Below are 19,618 nucleotides of genomic sequence, written 5' to 3'. Positions count from 1 at the left end.
TTTAGAACTTTATAAAAGCTTGAAGCATTAGAATTTTTAGAGCAGTTTCTTCATGAAATTGCCGAAAGGGGGTAAATTATGGCGGATGTGACGGTTAAACAATTGGCTCAGGTCGTTGGTATCCCTGCTAAACGCCTATTAGATCAGTTACAGGAAGCGGGCCTGGCTTTTACTGATGATAACCAAACACTGAATGAAGATCAAAAACGAATCTTATTGAATTACCTAAGTGCAAATCGGGAAGTTCGTTCTACCCCTGAACGTATTACATTAAAGCGTAAAAGTTTAACGCAAGTCACTGTTGGCCATGATGTCCACAGTGGTAAAACGGTTAACGTAGAAGTTCGCAAAAAACGGACATACGTAAAGCGAAGCGTACTAGAACAACAGGAAGAAGCTGAAGTTGAGGTGGAAAATACAATACCTGCTGACGCAATGGGTGAAGTGACTGAAGAGATTAATGTAGCAGCGGAAGTAAATGAAATGCCAGAAACAGCTACAACAGCTCATGAAGAAGTAGTCATGGAACAAGATGAAGCTCAAGAGGTTATTTCAGAAAAGATGCAAGAGGAAGAAATTAAAGAAGAGGTTCATGAAGCTACTATACCAGCGAGTATAGCTGCAAACGGAGTAGATGTTGTTGAAGGACCTGTCGAACAACTGGAAGAGAAAGTTGAAAAGGCAGGGAAGAAGAAACACCACGAGAAAAAAGAAACTGAATCAGACTCTGATTTTAAACGCGGAAAGAAAAAGAGTAAATATGTAGCTCCTGAGCAGGATGATGAAGATCGTTTGATGCATGGTCGTCCGAAGCGTAATAAGCCCAAAAAACGCAAAGGCAATGAAAAATCTGAAAAATATAGAGAAGCAGAAGAGGCTCTCACTCATGGTTTTGCTATGCCTACAGCACCTGTTGTTCGCGAAGTAGCGATTCCTGAAACCATTACTGTTGCAGAGCTTGCAAAACGTATGTCTGTCAAAGCAGCAGAAGTTATTAAGGTGATGATGGGCCTTGGTGCAATGGCTACAATTAACCAGGTGATTGACCAGGACACTGCTGTAATAGTCGTCGAAGAAATGGGGCATAAACCTCATATGCTGAAAGAAAATGCTATTGAGGACACATTAGGTGATGTAATTAGCCATGGCAGCCATACTGAGTCTCGTGCGCCAGTTGTTACTATCATGGGACACGTTGACCATGGTAAGACCTCATTACTTGACTATATTCGACGCACAAAAGTTGCCGCAGGCGAAGCGGGTGGAATTACGCAACATATAGGTGCTTATCACGTAAGTACACCTAAAGGGGAAATTACCTTTCTTGATACCCCAGGTCACGCTGCATTTACAGCAATGCGTGCACGTGGAGCACAGGTAACGGATATTGTTATTCTTATTGTTGCTGCTGATGATGGTGTTAAACCGCAAACAATTGAGGCTGTTCAACACGCCAAGGCAGCTAATGTACCTATAATTGTTGCTGTCAACAAAATGGATAAACCCGATGCAGATCCTGATCGCGTAATGAATGAATTATCTGGCTATGAAGTTATCCCTGAGTCTTGGGGCGGAGATACCATGTTTATGCAGATTTCTGCTAAGACTGGGTTGGGAATTGATGAGCTTTTAGATGCAGTTTTATTACAGTCTGAAGTATTGGAACTGGAAGCGCTGACAGATGGCGCAGCTAAAGGGGTTGTTATCGAGTCGCGCCTCGATAAAGGTCGAGGACCTGTAGCTACAGTCCTGGTACAAAGTGGTACTTTACATAAAGGCGACATTCTTCTTGCTGGCTTACAATATGGTCGTGTTCGGGCCTTGGTTAGCGATAATGGGTCCCTGGTCGATAGCGCAGGCCCTTCTATCCCTGTTGAGGTTCTTGGTTTATCTGCTGTACCTCATGCTGGTGATGAAGCCGTTGTGGTTCCAGATGAAAAGCGTGCACGTGAGGTCGCATTATTCCGTCAGGGCAAATTCCGTGATGTTAAATTAGCTCGACGACAAAAATCTTCACTGGAAGGTATTTTTGAAACAATGACTTCTGCTGAAGTCAAAGTATTGAACATTGTCCTGAAAGCAGACGTTCAAGGTTCAGTTGAAGCAATAGCAGACGCGTTAGTTAAACTTTCTACCGAGGAAGTAAAAGTAGAAATTATTGCTAGCGGCGTTGGTGGTATTACTGAGTCCGATGTTCATTTGGCAATTGCCTCGAATGCTATTTTGATAGGTTTTAATGTCCGTGCAGATGGTGGTGCGAAGCGCCTTGCAGAACAAGAATCAGTATCACTGCATTATTACAGTGTTATTTACGACATCGTTGATCAAGTGAAAGGTGCTTTGACAGGTATGCTTGCACCGCAATTTAAAGAAGAAATCATCGGTATTGCAGAGGTTCGCGATGTCTTCCGCTCACCTAAGCTGGGTGCTATTGCAGGTTGTATGGTGGTTGAAGGGCTTGTGAAGAGAAACAATCCAATTCGAGTCCTCAGAAATAACGTTGTTATCTATGAAGGTACTTTAGAATCTTTACGTCGCTTTAAAGACGATGTGCTTGAAGTCCGTCAGGGTTTTGAATGCGGTATTGGCGTCAAAAACTATAATGATGTTAAGCCTGGCGACTTAATTGAAGTATTTGAAACAATTGAAATAAAGCGGGATTTATGAGGAACGATTTTAAGCGAACTGATCGTATCGCAGAGATGATGCAACGCGAACTTTCGCAACTCATCCGGCAAGAAATTAAAGATCCGCGGTTACCTGCCTTTGTAACTATTTCATCGGTAAAGGTAGCTGCCGATTTAGGGCATGCTAAAGTATATTTTACTGTGTTAAATAATGAAGTTGAATTAACTACTTCTATTCTTAATTCAGCGGCTAGCTATTTACGTTCAGCGCTTGCCAAGACTGTCAAACTTCGTACAGTACCGCAACTTCATTTTGTGTATGATGAATCTATTGAATATGGTAGACGCTTAAGTCGTTTAATTGACGAAGCCAATCCATCATCAGAAAGTGACGATGAGCAAGATTAGTTGTGATCAATCAATAAATGGTATTTTGCTGGTTAATAAACCTCAGGGACTTTCATCTAATGCTGTATTACAGCGTGTGAAGAGACTGTATCGCGCTAAAAAAGCAGGCCATACTGGTAGTCTTGATCCTTTGGCAACAGGGATGCTTCCTATCTGTTTAGGTGAAGCCACCAAATTTTGCCAATACTTATTGGATGCGGATAAAGTTTATGAAGCAACAGCCCTATTAGGAATTAAAACTGATACAGGGGATGCTTTAGGTCAAATTATCCAGGAGCGTAAAGATTTCTCCGTATCCGAACATGAGTTGCATCGGGCTATGTGTCAATTTACTGGTCATATTAAACAAGTTCCATCAATGTTCTCCGCGCTAAAACATAAAGGTGTTCCACTTTATAAATATGCACGGGAAGGTGTAAATATCGAACGTGAAGCTCGTAATATAATTATTCACCAACTTGAACTTACTGCATTTCATGACAAGAGTTTTGATATTAAAGTATCTTGTAGCAAAGGAACCTATATCCGTAATTTAGTTGAAGATATTGGTGACTACCTTGGCCCGGGTGCGCATATAACCCGCTTGCACCGCGTATGTACTGCTGGTTTTTCGAATGAAAGAATGTATGGTCTGGATGACCTGCAGGAAAAGTCAATGCCCGAATTATTAGGTTGTTTATTGCCTATGGAGCGAGCCGTTAATCATTTTCCAGCAATTGTCCTAAACCATGATGAAATTCTTGCTTTGCGTCAAGGAAAAGTATTGAAACATGATAATGACGAGGGTATGGACGGTTATCTGCGGTTACAGAATAATGAAAGACAATTTATTGGTTTAGGTGTCTTATCTTCAGGCGAATTAACGGTTAAGCGTCTCTTGACAGAGGAAGCAAGCAACGCTATTTTTTAAAATTTCACTAAAGTGATAGAACATAGTAAGCTTAATAAAATTTGCACAAATTATTAACTAATACTTGTGTCTGTGAGCGTGCCTTGGTAGAATGCTTCCCTTTAAAAGAACACTTGGCTTATCTCTAGGAGTGAATATGTCGCTAAACAGCGCACAAAAAGCAGAAATTGTTAATGAATTTAAACGCGGTGATAAAGATACTGGCTCACCTGAAGTTCAAGTTTCTCTGATGACTGGTCGTATTAAATATTTAACTGATCATTTTAAAGATCATAAAAAAGATTTTCATTCTCGACGTGGCTTGCAAGAATTAGTTAACAAACGTCGCAAGTTACTCAAATACTTGAAAAGAACTGATGAAGCTCGTTATCAGACTTTGATTCAAAACTTAGGTTTGCGGGATTCATATTAATAGTTGGAACCAAGTCAATGGGACTGACTTACGCAATTCTTAGTCAGAATGAAAGGCGCAGTTTTTCTGCGCCTTTTTTTTTCATTACTACGATTTAAGGGGTAATTTACGTGGCTAAAATCACTAAAGAAATACGTTTCGGCGAGCATACGCTCGTATTGGAAACAGGAGAAATAGCAAGACAAGCGGATGGCGCTATCTTTGCTAGCATGAATGGCACACAAGTGTTGATAACAGTAGTAGGTAGAAAAGAAGCAGTTGAAGGAAGTGACTTTTTTCCATTGACAGTAAACTACCAAGAAAAAGCATTTGCAGCAGGTAAGATTCCAGGCGGTTTTAATAAACGCGAAGGTCGTCCAAGTGAACATGAAACTTTGGTGTCTCGATTAATGGATAGACCATTGCGTCCATTATTCCCAGATAATTTTTACAATGAAGTGCAAATTATTGCTACGGTCATGTCACTAAATCCCGATGTCCCAGCAGATATCATTTCCATGATTGGAGCCTCTGCTGCACTGGCTATTTCCGGCATTCCATTCCATGGACCGATTGGCGCTGCTCGTGTTGGTTATAAAGATGGTGTTTATCTGCTTAACCCAAGTTACAAAGCGATTGCACAATCTGATCTTGATTTAGTGGTTGCTGGGACATCGGATGCAATCTTGATGGTTGAATCTGAGGCAAGTGAATTAAGCGAAGAAATTATGCTTGGTGCGGTATTATTTGGCCATGAAATGATGAAAGGGGTCATAAAAGGTATCGTTGAATTAGCAAAGGAAGCAGGCAAACCTACTTGGGATTGGACAGCTCCTGCGGTTGATACCGTATTAGAGTCTCGTGTGAGTGAGCTAGCTAGAGCTCGAATAGTCGATGCATATTTAGTCAAAGATAAAATACAGCGTCGTCAGCAATTAGCTACAGTTAAACAACAAGTTCTTGAGACGTTACTTAACGAGCAACCAGAGGTTAATCTCGCAGCTGCGGCTGAAATCTTTAGCACTTTGGAAAAAGAGGTAGTTCGTCAGCGTATTCTTGATGGCGAGCCACGAATTGATGGTCGTGATCAAAAAACTGTACGTCCAATTAATATTCGGACAAAATTACTCGAAAGAGCTCATGGTTCTGCCTTGTTTACTCGCGGAGAAACGCAAGCCATTGTTGCTGCTACTTTAGGTAACGAGCGTGATGCCCAGACTCTTGACCAGTTAACTGGTGAAAGCAAAGACAGATTCATGCTGCATTATAACTTCCCTCCTTATTCAGTCGGCGAAACCGGTATGGTTGGTAGTCCTAAACGCCGTGAAATTGGCCACGGGCGTTTAGCTAAGCGAGCATTAATGGCTGTATTACCAAAAGCAGGCGAATTCCCTTATGTTTTACGAATAGTTTCTGAAGTCACTGAATCGAATGGGTCAAGCTCAATGGCAACAGTTTGTGGTACAAGTCTGGCCTTAATGGATGCAGGTGTGCCGTTAAAAGCACCTGTAGCCGGTGTAGCTATGGGCTTAATTAAAGAAGGTGAACGCTTTGCAGTTCTAACAGATATTCTTGGTGATGAAGATCACTTAGGGGATATGGATTTTAAAGTCGCTGGTACAGAGAAAGGGATTACTGCTTTACAGATGGATATCAAAATTACTGGTATCACTAAAGAAATCATGGAACAAGCCCTCGATCAAGCATTAGCGGGACGTATACATATTCTAGGTGTCATGAATAATTCTTTATCTGAGCATCGCGAAGAATTATCTCAACATGCTCCACGAATTACCACGATGAAAGTTGCTGAAGACAAAATACGTACTATCATCGGTAAAGGTGGCTCAACTATTAAAGGTCTTAGCGAGAGCACTGGTGTTTCTATTGATATTGACGATAGCGGTACTGTTCAATTATTTTCGCCAGATGCAGCTGCTCTTGAGGAAGCTCAACGTCAAATCAAAGCTTTAATTGCTGAAATCGAAGTAGGCCAAACCTATAAAGGCAAGGTAAGTAAAATTGTAGACTTTGGTGCATTTATTAACCTATTACCTGGCAAAGATGGTCTTTTACATATTTCTCAAATTTGTAGCGATCGCTCACAAAAAGTTGAGGATGTAATAAGTGAAGGACAAGAAATTGAGGTATTCGTTGCTGGTGTTGATAAGCAAGGTCGCGTCAAATTGGAGTGGAAAGACAAACCTCAAGCTCCAGCTAAAGCAGCAAGCGATGAAGAAACCAAGAAAGCAGAAAGTCCCGAAGCAACTCATGAGAAAGAACCGGAAACTGCTAATACAGAATCAGATCATTCTTCTTCAGAGGAGGAATAACAAGTTTGTGATTCAATCCTAGGTAAATTGTATTATCCCCGCGTAAGCGGGGATTTTTTTTAATAATCGATTATACCTATCAATGGCTTTTGGCCCTATAAAGGTGTGAGGCTGGATTTGAGTCGTGCTTTAATAAAACTCTGTTAACTGCCGATTAACTGCAAGAATTCGATGCGGCTAGAAGTATTATTGCGCATGTCCCCCAACATAACAGATGTGGTCATAACAGAACCCTGCTTTTCCACTCCACGCATCATCATGCACAGATGCTTCGCCTCCATCACAACGGCTACACCTCGTGCTCCAGTTATTGATTGAATGCAATTTGCAATTTCTGACGTGAGTCTTTCCTGGATTTGCAGGCGTCTCGCGAAATAATCTACAATGCGAGCAATCTTGGACAGACCTAACACTTTGCCATTAGGGAGGTAGCCAACATGACATTTTCCAAGAAAAGGAAGTAGGTGATGTTCGCACATAGAGTACATCTCAATATCTTTAACAAGGACCATTTCGCTCATGTCAGATTCGAACAAGGCATCATTTATGATTTCATCCAACTGCTCATGATACCCTTTAGTAAGATAGAGTAATGCATTGACGGCTCTTTCAGGAGTATCTCTTAACCCTTCTCGTTCTGGATCTTCGCCAATTCTTTTTAAAATTTGTTTATATAGTTCCTGCATCGTATGGATCCTAGCCTGGAGGCCAAGTCATCTGTCGGCCACCCAGTAGATGTAAATGAATGTGGTAAACTTCCTGCCCGCCACCGGAATTAACATTAAATACCAACCGATATCCGTCATCACTTAGCTGTTCAACTTTAGCCATATTTTTTGCTGTAAGTATCATACGGCCTAACAATTGCTCATCTTTACTGTCTGCATCATTAATTGTAGCAATATGCTTTTTGGGGATCAGTAAAAGATGTGTTGGGGCTTGTGGTCGAATATCGCGAATTACAAGAATTTCTGGTGTTTCAAACACAATATCAGATTTTATATCCCCTGAAGCAATCTTACAAAATAAGCAGCTCATATTCATCCTGATAGTTTGGTTTTAACCTATAATTATACCCCGACTTAGCCAAGATAAAAAAGTGTTCCTGGGCTAGAATATTTGTTTGTTGATGATTCGGTATAATAACTTGGTTCTATCACCCCATTCGAACCAAAATTATACCGATTAATTGCTCCCTATTTGGGGTAATCTTTTGCCTTTTAGGGTTGTTTTGCGCATAATAGCGCGTTATTTAAAATTAGATTGGGGTGCTAGAAAATGGGTTTAATGGATATTAAAAGCGGTCGTGATATACCGAATGAAATCAATGTCATTATAGAAATCCCTATGCACGGGGAACCTGTTAAATATGAAGTGAATAAAGACACCGGTGCGCTCTTTGTTGATCGTTTTATGACAACAGCCATGTTTTATCCTGCCAACTATGGTTATATTCCCAAAACACTCTCTGAAGATGGAGATCCGGTTGATGTATTGGTTGTCACGCCAGTGCCACTAATCAGTGGTGCTGTGATTCCTTGTCGAGTTGTTGGCATGCTTAAAATGACAGACGAGGCTGGTGTTGATTCAAAATTACTGGCGGTTCCAACCAATAAATTAACGAAGATGTATGAAAATGTGAAAACCTACAGTGATTTACCACGTCACTTATTGTCTTCCCTTGAGCATTTTTTCCAGCATTATAAGGATTTGGAGGAAGGTAAATGGGTTAAACTCAATGGTTGGGAAGGACCTGAAGCTGCACGTGAAGAAATTATGGCAAGCGTTAATCGTTATACCGAAGAATAGTTTCTATAGAAAGGTAGACCAATAGTGGTCTACCTTTCTGTTCATGGAATTAACTGTTGTCTTGCTGTTGCTTTTGTAATTCAGTTTGAAAAGCTTGTTCTTTTAGAGCTACGTAGTTCTTATACCCTTCTGGATCAATAAAAGGATTTTGGTGGGGTTGCTTCTGATTGTATTTTTGCTCCATATTGAAATACCCGGCATGCGCCCCTAAAAATATGTCACAAGGTAATGATTTAAGAACCTGAAAGGCGTGGGCAAAATCTATTGCCATCTCAGGGTAAACTGTATTATTAACCAATTTATAGCCAGGATTTACGTTCGGACTACCTAAAATGACAACGTCATAAGTTTGATTGTGATCGTTAACTTTCATTGTCCATGTAGTACAGCCTTTCGTATGTCCTGCTGTAAGATGTGCAACCAATGTTACATTTCCTAACGTCACCTCATCATTGTCATGAAGTATTTTATCCACATGAGTAGGTTGATAAAGGTTGTCGGGATCATCGCCATACTGAAAATCAGTTTTACCGCCGGACTCTACTACAGGAACATCTTTATCCATGACCATGTATTGAGCATGCGTTTCGTTTTTAACTAAAGCACTACCTGCATCATGATCAGAGTGTGCATGACTGATTAATAAAATTTTTGTATCACTAAATTTAAAGCCTAATTTTTCAATACTTGCCTTAATCGCAGGAACATCCTTTTCAAAGCTGCTATTAATAAGAATATTACCCTGAGGGGTAACAATTAAATAACTAGCCAAGTCATTGTTACCGACATAATAAAGATTGCCGATGATTTTAAAAGGGGGAAAAGGCTTGGTACTGGGGTATGGATTGGCTTGTGAGAAGAATGGTAAACAGCTTAAAAATAAATACATTAAAGAATGCAGTGTAAATTTTTTACGATACATGGCGGTATAGATCCAGTAAAATAAATGAGGATTGATATTACAATCTCGCCAGATTTTAAACAATCAATTCACTACGTTTGATCATCCTGCAAAATACGTTCTAACTCACCGTTTGCCTGGCGTGCAAAACTGATTAACTCATGTTCTTTTTCAAAGAAGGCAAACGATTTTTGTAAAGTTGCTTCATCATGTTGGGCAAATGCTTTCGCTTTTGTTTTCAGAGTTTTCTCACCAAAGCCTAAAAATTTCATGACTTCCTGAGCCATAGACAACGAAGAGTCAAACGTTTCTCGTTTAAAATAATCAACGCCTGCTTTGTGTAGTTCATAAGCATGGCGGCGATTACGAGCCCGGGAATAAACCTTCAATTGCGGGAATTCTTGTTTAGCTAGCTTTACAATTTCAAGACTGGTATCTGGGTCATCAACGGCGACTATAAGCAATTTGGCGTGACCAGCTCCAGCATTTTTAAGTAAATCCAGTCGGGATGCATCACCAAAGTAGCCTTTAATACCAAATTTGCGTAGAAGCTCAATCTGCTCAGGATCTTTTTCCAACACAGTTAACTCAATACCTTGAGCATTTAAAAAACGACCAATAATTTGTCCGAAACGTCCATACCCTGCAAGAATAATAGGTTGATGAGTATCAATATCATCAAATTTATGAGGGGGTAAAATACTTAAAAATCGAGGAACAATGAAGTATTGATACAAGAGTACAAGGAAGGGGGTTGTGGCCATGGAAAGTGCAACTGCCAATGTAAAAAAGTTAGCATCTGCAACACGTATAACATGACTACTCGAAGCAAATTGAAACAGTACAAAGGCAAATTCACTTCCTTGAGAAAGCACTAGAGCAAAGGCAATGCTTTGTAACGAAGTAAGTCCAAAAAAACGCCCTAAAACTAAAAGAATAATAATTTTAATCAAAATAAAAACAAGCACGATACTTATCAAGGAGACGGGGTGACTGGTCAGAATATGAAAATTCATACTCATGCCCACAGAAATAAAAAATAATCCTAAAAGCAGACCTTTAAATGGTTCGATGTCAGTTTCTAACGTGCGCTTGTATTCTGAGTTTGCTAAAACAACGCCGCCTATAAACGCCCCTAATCCTGGGGACACACCAACCATCTCCATGAGTAAAGTAATTCCAACGATTAATGCCAGCGAGGTGGCTGTGAATACCTCGCGTAAATTCGTTTGTGCAATCAAGTAAAAAAAATGGTGCGAAAGATAATGACCAGCCAATATCAAAGCACCAATGATTCCAGCAATTAATCCTGCCTGGGACCAGCCTGTTAAACCAGTAACACTCTCTGAAGTTGTCACTGCACCATGGCTGAGCATAGGCATTAAAATAAGGATGGGTATAACAGCAATGTCCTGGAAAAGAAGAACTGCAAAAGAAACCTCACCGGTTGCCGTGTGCATCAAGTTTTTTTCTTGCAATATTTGCAACACCAAGGCTGTAGATGAAAGAGATAATGCCATGCTTATTGCTAAACTAACTCGCCAATCATAGCCTAAAAAAAGCCCAAGCCCGGTTAAAATTAAAGTAGTCAGGATGACCTGCAAACTACCAAGGCCAACAATGACCTTTCGCAGTTTCCATAACATGTCAGGTTCTAATTCCAAGCCTATTAGAAACAACATCATGATGACACCAAATTCGGAAAAATGCATGATTTGTTCGGCATTGGCGATTAAATTAAAACCAAAGGGGCCAATGAGCACCCCTATAATGAGGTAACCTAAAACGGAGCCCAATTTGAAGCGGCTTGCAAGAGGTACAATAATGCAAGCTGCTGCCAAAAAAATAAAAACATGGAAAAGTAAGCCATTATTCATTGTTATTCTTTTTTGAAAAAAATTAACCGTCAGCTGCTAATCAATCAACTGCTTATTAATGATTATTGAGATGCAGCACTCCCCTGGATATGGTGCCCAACACGTGGATATTTTGTAAATTACTCTTTAAAGGATTTTCATTCAGTATCGTCATATCTGCCAATTTACCTGGAACCAATGAGCCTTTGTCATTCTCAAGACCGTATAACACCGCAGCATCAAGGGTTAATGCTTTGATTGCATCAGTAATATTAACCGACGATTTTGCAGGTGGTTTTGGCGAACATTTAGGATTGTTTGGTTGCCAATTTTGTAATTCACCAGTATTGATAAATTTTATCATTTGCAATGGAACTGGAGGAGTGGTAGGTGAATTGGCTTGTACGCTTAGAGTGGTCATAATTTTTTTTGTATTGGCTAAGGGATTTGTGTAGTAGTTTCCCTCGGCATCGCGAAAAATATTGCATAGCGCCGCTCCCCAATAATAAAAATGAGGAGCAAACCAACTGACCTTTACATTTAATTGCCGCATGCGCTGTAATTGATCACTGCGCACAAAAGGCGCATTGATTATAACGGCATTAAATGGCTGTTCATTGGGCAGATTACGCATTTTATTAATTATGTTTAATGCTAAATCGATAGCAGCATCTCCGTTACATTCTAGTGCTACAGGTATCTTTTCTCGATCTGCAGTTTTAAGAAGTTGCTCAAGTTCTCGCGGCGATTTTGTGAGGGATTCTGGCCAACGGTTGTTGCTATGGAGATTGGGTTGTAACACTGGGCGTGTCAAAAAAGCAGCGTCATCTTGTGCCGCACCATCGACTTTAAAGAGTACAGGGCCCACATATAAACGCGGGAGATCTTGATATGTAAGATCCATTCGCTTCTTCTCAGCGATTGTTGAGGGCATTAAAATCACATCAACAGCAAATTCTGGTTGAAGAGTTAATTGCTCATAGGCTGAAATCCAAGTTGGATTAAACATTGTCTCTGTGACAGTGGTGTAACCTTGTTCGGTATATTGATGAACCGCCTGTTGGATGACTTTGGGAATGTCTTCCTTGTTAATGAGTTTAGTCAGCAATGTTATTAATGCGGTATCGCGAATGAATCCATTGTTATCCACTGCTATTTGTGTGTTGTTATCAAAAGTTGCTAATTTTTGTATAGCGGCTTGATTTAATAAGGCCTGATTGCCAGAAGCGTACAAGACTAGGGTAGGAGTATTGGACTGCAAATTGTTCAGCATGGTTTGATTTAATGCCGAACCAGTAATTCGCACGGGATCATAGCCATTCACAATTAGCCAACCTGCGGCGTTGGGCGTTTTATTTTTTAAAGCATTTAAGAATGCATCAATTGTTTTTATTTCTCGCCAGTCAGGACGTTGAAAAATATTTGTCGTGGAAAAGTCCACAGCATTTTGCGAAAGCCAGCCATAAAGAAGGAATTTGGAGTAAGTATCAATAAAACCAGGTACAACGAAAGCCCCTTGTAAATCGATGACCTGAGTGTCTTGTCCACGACAGTTTTTAATTAATGAAGCGCTATTTCCAACGGCTAATAATCGTTGTTTGCTAACGGCAACAGCAGAAGCAACGGGTTGTTTAGGATCCAAAGTTATAAAGGTTGCATTGGTATAAATGATGGTTGCATTTTGACAAAATAGTGGTGCTTCTTTCTGAGAGTGGCAACTAAGAGAGAAAAAAAGAATAGCCAATCCAATAGAAATTAAGAATACTGTAGGTCGCTTCATGTAACCTATCCTCTAATATGCATTAGCTTATCCTATCAAGTTCTTGATGAGGGGCAAAGCCTGTACCTCTAAATCTGATTTTCAGTCTGCAAACTTCATTAGGGAAAGAAGATGCATGTGTCTTATTATGGGTTAATTTTGTACAGCCAGCCAGCCTTATGATATAATCGCTTCAACAAATTCAGTGCTTGATTTGCCAAGTGAAACCGCATAATTTAGTGTGCTGTGTTTTGTAAATGTAGATAATTGGTCAAAACCAATCCTTAATTTACAAATCCAGCAGGGTGGCGTAAAGTAAGGCAAATTTTGTTTAGTTTTTACACGATTATTAAGGTTATCTTAAGCTTGTCCCGTTACAATGACCTTTTGCAAGTATTTTGGAACAGCAGAGAAGGAATGCAATGAGCAGTAAAAAACACGCGTTAACTATTTTTAGTTTGACAATGATTACTGTTGGTTCAGTCGATAGTATTCGTAATTTACCAGCAACAGCCCTATTTGGAAGTCAGTTGATTTCCTTTTTTATTTTAGGTGCTTTATTTTTCTTAATCCCAACTGCTTTAGTCTCTGCAGAATTAGCCTCTGGATGGGCAAAACAAGGCGGAATATATATCTGGGTTAAGGAAGCGTTTGGTAAGAAAACAGGCTTTCTTGCAATATGGTTGCAGTGGATTGAAAACGTCATCTGGTACCCCACCATTTTATCATTTGTAGCAGGAACAATTGGTTACTTGATTAATCCAGCTATGGCCAATAACCCTTATTTTCTGTGGTTGGTTATCATAAGCTCATTTTGGGGCGCTACCTTGATTAATTTACGGGGGATGCATTCTTCTGCACTGTTTAGCAATATTTGCGCTCTTTCCGGTCTATTATTGCCAATGGCATTAATCATTAGCTTAGGTGCAATGTGGATCGTTGGTGGTAATCCATTGCAAGTGCAATTTGATTCACACAGTATTAGTCCTCACTGGCAGGATAAATCAATGTGGGTATCCCTGACTGCCATTATGATGTCATTTTGTGGGATTGAAATTGCGACGGTTCATGCAAACGATGTCGAGAATCCGCAACAAGCGTTTCCCCGTGCTTTAATTTATTCGGTACTTATCATTCTAAGCACCTTAATTTTAGGTTCATTAGCCATTGCCGTGGTTTTACCCCACAATGACATCAATCTTGTAGCCGGAATTATGCAAGCTTTTGATGCATTCTTTGACCGATATCACTTAAGCTGGTTTATGCCGGTAGTTGCTGTAATGTTAGTAATGGGTGGATTAGGTGGCGTTAGCAACTGGATTATTGCGCCAACTAAAGGTTTGTTAGTTGCAGCAGAAGATGGCAATTTACCCTCGTTATTCCAAAAGGCTAATCGTAATGGTGCGCCTGTTGTTATGTTAATTTCGCAAGCTTTAATAGTAACTATTCTGTCGGCATTATTTTTGTTCATGCCTTCGGTTAACGGTTCATATTGGCTTTTGACTGCCTTGGCAGCACAGCTTTACATGCTGATGTATCTCCTTATGTTTTTTGCGGCCTTGAAGTTGCGTATTAGTGCTCCTCATCATCCTCGCACTTTCCGTATTCCTGGCGGAATAATTGGTATAGGCCTGGTGGGAGGCATCGGTATTGTGGGCTGTTTAGCAACATTGGCTGTAAGTTTTATGCCACCCGAAGGAATTAATGTCGGTTCAGTCAGCCGTTATGAATTAACCTTAATTGTTGGGTTGATACTAATGTGTCTGCCACCTTTCATCAGCACCTGGTTTCAGGCTCGCTCTAATGCAGCACAGCAATTAGAAACTGATGCAGCTGCTGCTTAATTAAAAAAAATGAGTGTTGGTCTATCTATTAATGAATTAGAAGCTCGTTTGCCAGAACTTGAATGGCAAATGAGTTCGTTAGGCCACAGTGTTTCCACAAAAATGTTACCCAAAGGCTTATTTCGCTTGCCAGATGAGGCTAGTCCATCGGCTTTTATTGATGATATCAAGACCGATCTTAAAAGGTTGAGTGACTCTCAAAATACACATGGCAGCTACTATCTTGCACAAAGGATACGGCAAAAAATTAATGTATTAGTTGGTTTATGTCGCTTGGAAGCGAAGCAACCCTCAGAGCGGCAGGGCAAATTTTATTTAAATGTCATTACATCGCGTCAAAATTTTGTCGGAGAATTAGAAAAAGAAATTAGCCTTTTAGCCCAACAACGACAGGCTATACTCAACCGTTTAGAGCAAGTGAACGTGGGTCTTCAACTAACGCTGAAAGCCGAGTTGGGTGAAATTGAAAAGCGACTGACTTTGGCACAGGAAGCAATGTCTCGCATTACCAAATGGTAACCTTTAATCATCCAGAAAGGATCTTCTCGTCTTTTGCAATTAGAGAGGCAAAATCTTCTGCAGACATAGGATAACCATAAAAGAAACCCTGACCTTCATCACAACTACAATTCTTTAAAAACTGCACTTGTTCAGGTGTTTCAATTCCTTCGGCAAGAACTCGAAGTTTAAGACTATGTCCCATTGCGATAATCGCCTCAATAAGCGATGCGTTATTATGATCAGTAGTACAATCTTGGGTGAATGATTGATCGATTTTGAGTTTATTGACTGGGAATGCTCTTAAGTAATTTAAACTTGAATAGCCTGTGCCAAAATCATCAATAATTAGGTTAATACCCAGTTCTTTGAGCTGCTTTAGCTTGTAGAGATTCTGCTTTTTATCATCCATAATGGTGCTTTCAGTTAACTCAATTTCAATGTACTGCGGATCAAGTTGAGATTTCTCTAAGGTCTCTTTTATAAATTCAACGAAATTATCCCTCAAAAGTTGAACGCCAGAGACATTAACGGCAAGTCGAAGTGGCTTAAGCCCTTGTTTTTGCCAGGCTTTATTCTGTTGACAAGCATTGGCGAATATCCACTCGCCCAAAGGGATAATGAGTTTTGATTCCTCAGCAATGGGGATAAATTCTAACGGTTGAATAACTCCTTTAACAGGGTGATTCCAGCGAACTAAGGCTTCAACACCGATAACTGCACCGGATTTTAGATCAACAGTTGGTTGATATTCCAAGAAAAATTCATTGGCTATCAATCCATTACGCATGTCCATCTGCATTTGCAGATTCTTTTGCATATGCTCATTGAGTCTATCATCAAAAAGCTTAAAATTATTTCGCTCTTTTTTAGCTAAATACATTGCCATATCAGCATGTTTTAGCAGTGTCGCAGGATCTTTTCCATGATTCGGGAACAAACTTGCCCCTATACTTGCGGTAATTACAATCTCATGATTAAGCAGTCGCAGAGGTTTGGTTAATCGACTAAGAATTTTTTGTGAAAGTTGGAGGATATCGTCTTTTTCATTAAGGATGAATAAGATTACAAATTCATCTCCACCAAAACGGGCTACCGTATCGCTTTGACGAGTACATAAGGTTAGTCTTCTCGCTATTTTTTGCAGTAAAATATCACCAGGATTATGACCAAGATTATCATTAATTAATTTGAAATTATCGATATCCAGAAAGAAGATAGCAACTTGATTGCCATAACGTTTAGCATAGGCAATTGCTTGATGAATTCTATCGTACAATAATGTTCGGTTAGGTAATCCAGTTAAAAGATCATGAGTTGCTTGATAAGCCAGTTGCTTTTCCATTTGCTTACGCATGGAAATATCACGAAAACTCCATACATAACCTACAGTGACATGACGTAGTTTATGAGGCTTGGAATGCCATTCAAAAATATTTTCTGTAGTTAGTACTACCTCACAATCAATTTCCAGCTCAGGATTGACCCGTAATTCATCTATTTTTGCAAGAAACTCTTGGGGATGTTTGAGTTGATGTAATATTTCGTCAATGAGGATAAAAGGATCGGATTTTACCGTGAGTTTCTCGCTAATTTTCCACATATCAATGAAATTTTGATTGTAATATTCGATGTGTCCTTTTAAATCAATCACGAGTAAACCATCCGTTGTCGATTCCAATGTGGATTTCGTGATAGCCAAGGATTTTTCCAATTCATGCGTACGTTTTGCAACACGGCGCTCTAATGACTGATTAAGACTATCAAGATCAATATTCTTATAATGTAATGAAAGAAAATTAGCGAGAATTTTATTGGAATAATAACAACTGATAAAAACCGCTGGCATGTATATTAACCCGCAAAACCCTAAAAGAATGTAAATATTACCTTGCCAAAATAGCCATAAAGTAAAAGGAATAAATGCTGGGAAAAGATAAAGAGAATAGGTTGAAATAACTGGTGAAAAAAATGAAAGTGAGCCCGATGTAAGACCAAAAATAAGTATCACGACAAAACTTTGATGGACAAGGCTTTCTGTCGGCATTAAAACAGAGCTGGCAAAGCCCCAACCACAGCCTGAGAGAAACGTAAAAATCGAAAACCATCTTAGCCAAACTACAGGATCATGTTGTCTTTTTTTGATTTTGTAAGACATTGAGATACCAAACCAAAAAAAACTGACCAGCAAGATATAAATTAGCCAGCCGAAAAGTAGTTTATGGCTAACTACAGGCCAAATTGCGATAGCGAGAAAAATTGCTGCACCTGATTGCGCCGCAATACCAAAGGGATTTTGCACATAAAGCAAATGCACTTGATCAGCTAAAATTTTATTGGATGGCGAAGTTCGAGTACTTTTCTTCCCATGAAATAAGGTGGTTTTATTGCTGTTTCTTAATCTCATTAATTAACCCAGCCTCCGACCATCCATTTGAATTTTAAGTGGCTGATGATCCACTGTTATGTAGATTAATTATAGTAGTAATCTAAACGACTGAGGATGCGGTTATACTTTAATAGGGGTTTTAGAGGAAAAGGGGGCTACTTCACCTTTATTTTAAATAAATAATACAATAAGTTAGCTCCTGATTGCATTGATATTATAGGTGCATTGCTGGCTATAAAGGAATGACAAGCAATGAAAGAAGGGTAATAATGCAAGAATATTGTAAAAAATGACAAAAGTCACAACCACAAGCATAAGAGGCATGGATGTTTAAAAAAATACTTGTAAGTAACCGTGGTGAAATCGCACTACGCATTGTTCGCGCTTGTAAAGAAATGGGAATTGAGGCAGTTACTATCCATAGCATAGCTGACCGCTATGCATTACATGTTAAGCGTGGTTCTCACTCTCATTGTTTGAGCAAGAAACCTCTGGAAGCCTATTTAAATGGTCATCGAATCATTGAGTGTGCGAAAGCAGTTGGTTGTGAGGCTATTCATCCAGGATATGGCTTTTTATCAGAAAATCCAGATTTTGCAGCAGCCTGTGAACGAGCGGGGATAGTATTTATTGGTCCCTCTGCCAAAGTGATTGCCACGATGGGGTCGAAAGTTGCTGCAAGACTTGCCATGCAAAAGGCCGGTATTCCAGTTATTCCAGGTAGTGACGGTAACTTGGAAACGATTGATGAGGCTATCGCTTGTGCCGAAAAATTGGGTTATCCAGTGATGCTTAAAGCGACCTTTGGCGGCGGTGGACGCGGTATTCGTCTATGCCATGATGCTGAGCAAATCAAACAACAATATGCTCGTGTGCAATCAGAAGCGAGTAAAGCGTTTGGTAATGCCCATATTTTTATGGAGAAATTCGTTTTCAATCCGCGTCATATTGAGGTGCAAATTCTAGGTGACAATAGCGGAACTATTTTGCATCTATTTGAACGAGATTGTTCTATTCAACGCCGTCATCAGAAGCTAGTGGAAATCGCCCCGTCAGTACAATTAAATGAGGAAACGCGCAAGCTTTTATACGACTATGCAGTAAGGGCCGCTAGTGCGGTAGGGTATACAAATGCGGGTACAGTGGAGTTCATTTTGGATGAGAAAAATCAGCCCTATTTTTTAGAAATGAATACACGTCTACAGGTAGAACATCCTGTAACGGAGCAGATTACAGGCATTGACCTTGTGCAGGAGCAAATTCGTATAGCAGCCGGTGAGACACTGACCCTCAAGCAGGAACAAATAGAACGCCGAGGTTTTGCTATAGAGTTTCGCATTAATGCAGAAGATCCACAAAACGATTTTCTGCCAAGTTTTGGCCGTATAACTCGCTATTATGCACCAGGCGGCCCGGGGGTGCGTACCGATAGTGCAATTTATACTGGCTACACTATCCCACCAGATTATGACTCTCTCTGCGCAAAGCTTACGGTTTGGAGCCTTGATTGGCCTTCTGCCTTACGTCGTGCTCGAAGAGCACTGGAGGAAATGCGAGTATTTGGTGTAAAAACCACCATTCCTTTTTATTTAGAAATGTTGAAATCAAAGGAGTTTCAAGAGGGATTATTGACCACCGGGTTGATTGAGGCTCATCCTGAATGGTTACGGTACTCTAATAAGTCATTACCACACCATAAAGCGGCGGTTATTGCTGCGGCTTTGGCACATTATAACAAGCAATCAGAGGCGCAATAAATTTTTATAGTTTGTTTATCGAACTATTAGATAAATTTGAAGTTAATTTTGAGGGCTAATTTATTAGTTTTATTAAAAAAAAATTTTATCTTAATTGTTTCTTAATGTTTGGGCGCTATGATTACTTTATCTGCAG

Annotated in this window: 15 protein-coding genes; 9 read left to right on the top strand and 6 right to left on the bottom strand. The window is 39.9% G+C overall.

The annotated features are described in order from the left end of the window. Nucleotides 1-78 precede the first annotated feature (78 nt). From infB to pnp, 5 genes are all read left to right on the top strand, one after another. On the top strand, nt 79-2,667 hold the full coding sequence (gene infB, locus LHA_RS13825) for a translation initiation factor IF-2 (RefSeq protein WP_045107061.1): 2,589 nt from the start codon (nt 79-81) through the stop codon (nt 2,665-2,667). Further along, entirely contained in the window at nt 2,664-3,035 is a 372-nt protein-coding gene (gene rbfA, locus LHA_RS13820) for a 30S ribosome-binding factor RbfA (protein ID WP_045107060.1), read from the top strand. The genes infB and rbfA overlap by 4 nt, the downstream gene beginning before the upstream one ends. Next, a complete protein-coding gene (gene truB / locus LHA_RS13815) occupies nt 3,022-3,945 on the top strand; it encodes a tRNA pseudouridine(55) synthase TruB (protein ID WP_045107059.1) in 924 nt (307 codons plus the stop codon). The genes rbfA and truB overlap by 14 nt, the downstream gene beginning before the upstream one ends. A 136-nt stretch (nt 3,946-4,081) precedes the next feature. Further along, on the top strand, nt 4,082-4,357 hold the full coding sequence (gene rpsO, locus LHA_RS13810; protein ID WP_045107058.1) for a 30S ribosomal protein S15: 276 nt from the start codon (nt 4,082-4,084) through the stop codon (nt 4,355-4,357). 110 nt (nt 4,358-4,467) lie between these two features. After that, on the top strand, nt 4,468-6,669 hold the full coding sequence (pnp, locus tag LHA_RS13805; protein ID WP_045107057.1) for a polyribonucleotide nucleotidyltransferase: 2,202 nt from the start codon (nt 4,468-4,470) through the stop codon (nt 6,667-6,669). A gap of 143 nt (nt 6,670-6,812) precedes the next feature. On the opposite strand, the gene folE is transcribed toward pnp, so the two are convergent. Both folE and LHA_RS13795 read right to left on the bottom strand, forming a co-directional pair. Beyond that, nucleotides 6,813-7,355 (bottom strand): GTP cyclohydrolase I FolE, encoded by a 543-nt coding sequence (folE, locus tag LHA_RS13800; protein ID WP_045107056.1) that lies wholly within the window; start codon nt 7,353-7,355, stop codon nt 6,813-6,815. Nucleotides 7,356-7,365: 10 nt separating this feature from the next. Continuing rightward, on the bottom strand, nt 7,366-7,707 hold the full coding sequence (locus LHA_RS13795) for a histidine triad nucleotide-binding protein (RefSeq protein ID WP_045107055.1): 342 nt from the start codon (nt 7,705-7,707) through the stop codon (nt 7,366-7,368). Between the two features lie 240 nt (nt 7,708-7,947). On the opposite strand from LHA_RS13795, the gene ppa reads away from it, so the two are divergent. After that, nucleotides 7,948-8,478: an inorganic diphosphatase gene (gene ppa, locus LHA_RS13790; protein ID WP_045107054.1), complete on the top strand. Its 531-nt coding sequence runs from the start codon at nt 7,948-7,950 to the stop codon at nt 8,476-8,478. A gap of 49 nt (nt 8,479-8,527) precedes the next feature. Here ppa and bla read toward each other — a convergent pair whose 3' ends face one another. The 3 genes from bla to LHA_RS13775 form a co-directional block, all read right to left on the bottom strand. After that, on the bottom strand, nt 8,528-9,367 hold the full coding sequence (bla, locus tag LHA_RS13785; protein WP_045107607.1) for a subclass B3 metallo-beta-lactamase: 840 nt from the start codon (nt 9,365-9,367) through the stop codon (nt 8,528-8,530). A 104-nt stretch (nt 9,368-9,471) separates the two neighbouring features. Then, nucleotides 9,472-11,256, bottom strand: a complete 1,785-nt coding sequence (locus LHA_RS13780; RefSeq protein ID WP_045107053.1) for a monovalent cation:proton antiporter-2 (CPA2) family protein — start codon at nt 11,254-11,256, stop codon at nt 9,472-9,474. 55 nt (nt 11,257-11,311) lie between these two features. Beyond that, on the bottom strand, nt 11,312-13,015 hold the full coding sequence (locus LHA_RS13775; RefSeq protein WP_045107052.1) for an amidohydrolase: 1,704 nt from the start codon (nt 13,013-13,015) through the stop codon (nt 11,312-11,314). Nucleotides 13,016-13,416: 401 nt separating this feature from the next. Between LHA_RS13775 and LHA_RS13770 the strand changes: the two genes are divergently transcribed. Together LHA_RS13770 and LHA_RS13765 are read left to right on the top strand one after the other, a co-directional pair. Then, complete coding sequence (locus tag LHA_RS13770; RefSeq protein ID WP_045107051.1) at nt 13,417-14,838, top strand: APC family permease; 1,422 nt, start codon at nt 13,417-13,419, stop codon at nt 14,836-14,838. Nucleotides 14,839-14,847: 9 nt separating this feature from the next. After that, a complete protein-coding gene (locus LHA_RS13765; RefSeq protein ID WP_045107050.1) occupies nt 14,848-15,357 on the top strand; it encodes a hypothetical protein in 510 nt (169 codons plus the stop codon). A gap of 7 nt (nt 15,358-15,364) precedes the next feature. Here LHA_RS13765 and LHA_RS13760 read toward each other — a convergent pair whose 3' ends face one another. Beyond that, nucleotides 15,365-17,743: an EAL domain-containing protein gene (locus LHA_RS13760; RefSeq protein ID WP_231861935.1), complete on the bottom strand. Its 2,379-nt coding sequence runs from the start codon at nt 17,741-17,743 to the stop codon at nt 15,365-15,367. Nucleotides 17,744-18,051: 308 nt separating this feature from the next. On the opposite strand from LHA_RS13760, the gene LHA_RS13755 reads away from it, so the two are divergent. Beyond that, the gene (locus LHA_RS13755) at nt 18,052-19,482 is read left to right on the top strand and encodes an acetyl-CoA carboxylase biotin carboxylase subunit (RefSeq protein ID WP_045107049.1); all 1,431 of its coding nucleotides are present in this window, start codon (nt 18,052-18,054) and stop codon (nt 19,480-19,482) included. Nucleotides 19,483-19,618 lie beyond the last annotated feature (136 nt).

The sequence above is a fragment of the Legionella hackeliae genome, from assembly GCF_000953655.1.
GTDB lineage: Bacteria > Pseudomonadota > Gammaproteobacteria > Legionellales > Legionellaceae > Tatlockia > Tatlockia hackeliae.
This window is presented reverse-complemented; position numbering and strand designations above follow the sequence as displayed.

Excerpts from the sequence above, each read along its gene's own strand:
- infB (WP_045107061.1), top strand. The coding sequence starts at position 79 with ATGGCGGATGTGACGGTTAAACAATTGGCTCAGGTCGTTGGTATCCCT.
- rbfA (WP_045107060.1), top strand. The coding sequence starts at position 2,664 with ATGAGGAACGATTTTAAGCGAACTGATCGTATCGCAGAGATGATGCAA.
- truB (WP_045107059.1), top strand. The coding sequence starts at position 3,022 with ATGAGCAAGATTAGTTGTGATCAATCAATAAATGGTATTTTGCTGGTT.
- rpsO (WP_045107058.1), top strand. The coding sequence starts at position 4,082 with ATGTCGCTAAACAGCGCACAAAAAGCAGAAATTGTTAATGAATTTAAA.
- folE (WP_045107056.1), bottom strand. The coding sequence starts at position 7,355 with ATGCAGGAACTATATAAACAAATTTTAAAAAGAATTGGCGAAGATCCA.
- LHA_RS13795 (WP_045107055.1), bottom strand. The coding sequence starts at position 7,707 with ATGAGCTGCTTATTTTGTAAGATTGCTTCAGGGGATATAAAATCTGAT.
- ppa (WP_045107054.1), top strand. The coding sequence starts at position 7,948 with ATGGGTTTAATGGATATTAAAAGCGGTCGTGATATACCGAATGAAATC.
- bla (WP_045107607.1), bottom strand. The coding sequence starts at position 9,367 with ATGTATTTATTTTTAAGCTGTTTACCATTCTTCTCACAAGCCAATCCA.
- LHA_RS13780 (WP_045107053.1), bottom strand. The coding sequence starts at position 11,256 with ATGAATAATGGCTTACTTTTCCATGTTTTTATTTTTTTGGCAGCAGCT.
- LHA_RS13775 (WP_045107052.1), bottom strand. The coding sequence starts at position 13,015 with ATGAAGCGACCTACAGTATTCTTAATTTCTATTGGATTGGCTATTCTT.
- LHA_RS13770 (WP_045107051.1), top strand. The coding sequence starts at position 13,417 with ATGAGCAGTAAAAAACACGCGTTAACTATTTTTAGTTTGACAATGATT.
- LHA_RS13765 (WP_045107050.1), top strand. The coding sequence starts at position 14,848 with ATGAGTGTTGGTCTATCTATTAATGAATTAGAAGCTCGTTTGCCAGAA.
- LHA_RS13760 (WP_231861935.1), bottom strand. The coding sequence starts at position 17,743 with ATGAGATTAAGAAACAGCAATAAAACCACCTTATTTCATGGGAAGAAA.
- LHA_RS13755 (WP_045107049.1), top strand. The coding sequence starts at position 18,052 with ATGTTTAAAAAAATACTTGTAAGTAACCGTGGTGAAATCGCACTACGC.